This is a genomic window from Shigella sp. FC1661 (assembly GCF_001712525.1).
GTDB classification, from domain to species: domain Bacteria; phylum Pseudomonadota; class Gammaproteobacteria; order Enterobacterales; family Enterobacteriaceae; genus Escherichia; species Escherichia coli.
Map to the genome: position 1 here is coordinate 1 of NZ_MDGW01000293.1, position 1,778 is coordinate 1,778.

4 protein-coding genes and 1 pseudogene are annotated in these 1,778 nt (G+C 39.1%); 3 read left to right on the forward strand and 2 right to left on the reverse strand.

Annotation, left to right across the window (positions count from 1 at the left end):
- Positions 1-241 (reverse strand): IS1-like element transposase (locus BFF42_RS16050; RefSeq protein WP_146627760.1); only part of this gene is annotated, 241 nt, incomplete at its 3' end.
- 55 nt (positions 242-296) lie between these two features.
- Positions 297-968 (reverse strand): annotated as a pseudogene (locus BFF42_RS16055) (DUF2686 family protein); the annotation flags it as partial.
- A gap of 285 nt (positions 969-1,253) precedes the next feature.
- On the opposite strand from BFF42_RS16055, the gene BFF42_RS28605 reads away from it, so the two are divergent.
- The 3 genes from BFF42_RS28605 to BFF42_RS16060 form a co-directional block, all read left to right on the forward strand.
- The gene (locus BFF42_RS28605; RefSeq protein WP_419722591.1) at positions 1,254-1,322 is read left to right on the forward strand and encodes a hypothetical protein; all 69 of its coding nucleotides are present in this window, start codon (positions 1,254-1,256) and stop codon (positions 1,320-1,322) included.
- Entirely contained in the window at positions 1,301-1,444 is a 144-nt protein-coding gene (ytiD, locus tag BFF42_RS28185) for a protein YtiD (protein ID WP_001329085.1), read from the forward strand. The genes BFF42_RS28605 and ytiD overlap by 22 nt, the downstream gene beginning before the upstream one ends.
- 187 nt (positions 1,445-1,631) lie before the next feature.
- Positions 1,632-1,778: IS1 family transposase (locus BFF42_RS16060; RefSeq protein WP_001393286.1), on the forward strand; the 147-nt coding region annotated here is incomplete at its 3' end.

A 1,778-nucleotide genomic window follows, 5' to 3' on the forward strand; every position in this document is an offset into this window, starting at 1 on the left:
AAATCGTGTTGAGGCTAACGCCCATAATGCGTGCAGTTGCCCGGCATCCAACGCCATTCATGGCCATATCAATAATTTTCTGGTGCGTACCGGGTTGAGAAGCGGTGTAAGTGAACTGCAGTTGCCATGTTTTACGGCAGTGAGAGCAGAGATAGCGCTGATGTCCGGCAGTGCTTTTGCCGTTACGCACCACCCCGTCAGTAGCTGAACAGGAGGGACAGCTGATAGAAACAGAAGCCACTGGAGCACCTCAAAAACACCATCATACACTAAATCAGTAAGTTGGCAGCATCACCAGCTTCTATACCAATTATTGGGTCATTTCCCATTCCAATATTAGCATTAAGTAATGCGGCAAGGGCGAATCCGGAAGAATTTGCCACCCCTGAGACAGTTATTATCTGATCAATATAGATATCAATTCTTGGCTGCTCATTGGTCCATCTTTTTGCCTGAGAAGCTGGAAGGGTTGAAATATATCCTATCGTGGTTCCGGCATAACCAGGAACATTGCAACCAGGGCCTAATGTTATTTCATGAACTGTATAGTCCTCAACAGGATCGAAAGGGCTCTTCATAAATAAATTTAGCCGTAAACCTTCTGCTAACTCTGTAGCAGCATGCGCCTTTTTACATATACCACCATATATTTCGTCTAAAGCTGAGGTGATTTTCAAGTTTCGATAGAGCATACGTCCTGTTGTTGTAATACCATTGAATTCTCTGCATGTATCTGTCGCATAATTAAATGGCCAGGACTGTTTGCCAATATTAAGTTTTCTAATTTCGACAACGCTTTTTCCATCGTAATTATGGTTATTTCCACGAGTAAGAGGCAGAAGATAGATATTTTCCGTATCCATGCGTGCATATTCACGTGTTAACTTATTGTCGACTTTTGGATGATGAAGGAAGTGATTATCTGTAATAATTTGACTCTGAAGGGCATTGCTTAATGGCATAGACATAATAGTTACCTTTTATGAGTATTTCACCGATGTTTAGAAAAATAGATAAATTTTTCTGTAGTAAAAAAGAAGTAAAAAAATGACATGCATGTTTCTGTTGTAGTGATATCAACTCTACACGGTGATATTAAAGGGTAGGAAACACTCTAAAGTATCAAAAAACGCTCATTTGAAATTATTTTCATGCAATTAAAAAGCATTTCTTATTACTAATTGGAATTTGATGTTGCTATATTGATGTCTATATTAATAATGCCTATGAATGGTATTTTTGATGTATTTGATATGTTATCAATTTATATTATTTACAAACTAATTGTTTCAAATAATACATGGCCGATTATGCGGAAATAAATAATTTCCCACCGGAATTAAGTAGCGGCGGTGACAAGTATTTTCATCTACGTAACTATTCGGAATATTCAGAATATACTAGCGGTTTTTTTTTGAGTTTGATGATTTTTATCAAATCATGACTTTTTTCCTGAAAAGTCAGTAGATATTCATAGGCAAGTAAGGTTTTATACTTTGCTGACAGGATTCAGGCCTGTCTCAGACTGACATGGATGTAATGAACAAAAGGGAATGGCTATGGAAAATGAGCATCAGGTGATGCTGCCAACTTACTGATTTAGTGTATGATGGTGTTTTTGAGGTGCTCCAGTGGCTTCTGTTTCTATCAGCTGTCCCTCCTGTTCAGCTACTGACGGGGTGGTGCGTAACGGCAAAAGCACTGCCGGACATCAGCGCTATCTCTGCTCTCACTGCCGTAAAACATGGCAACTGCAGTTCACTTACACCGCTTCTCAA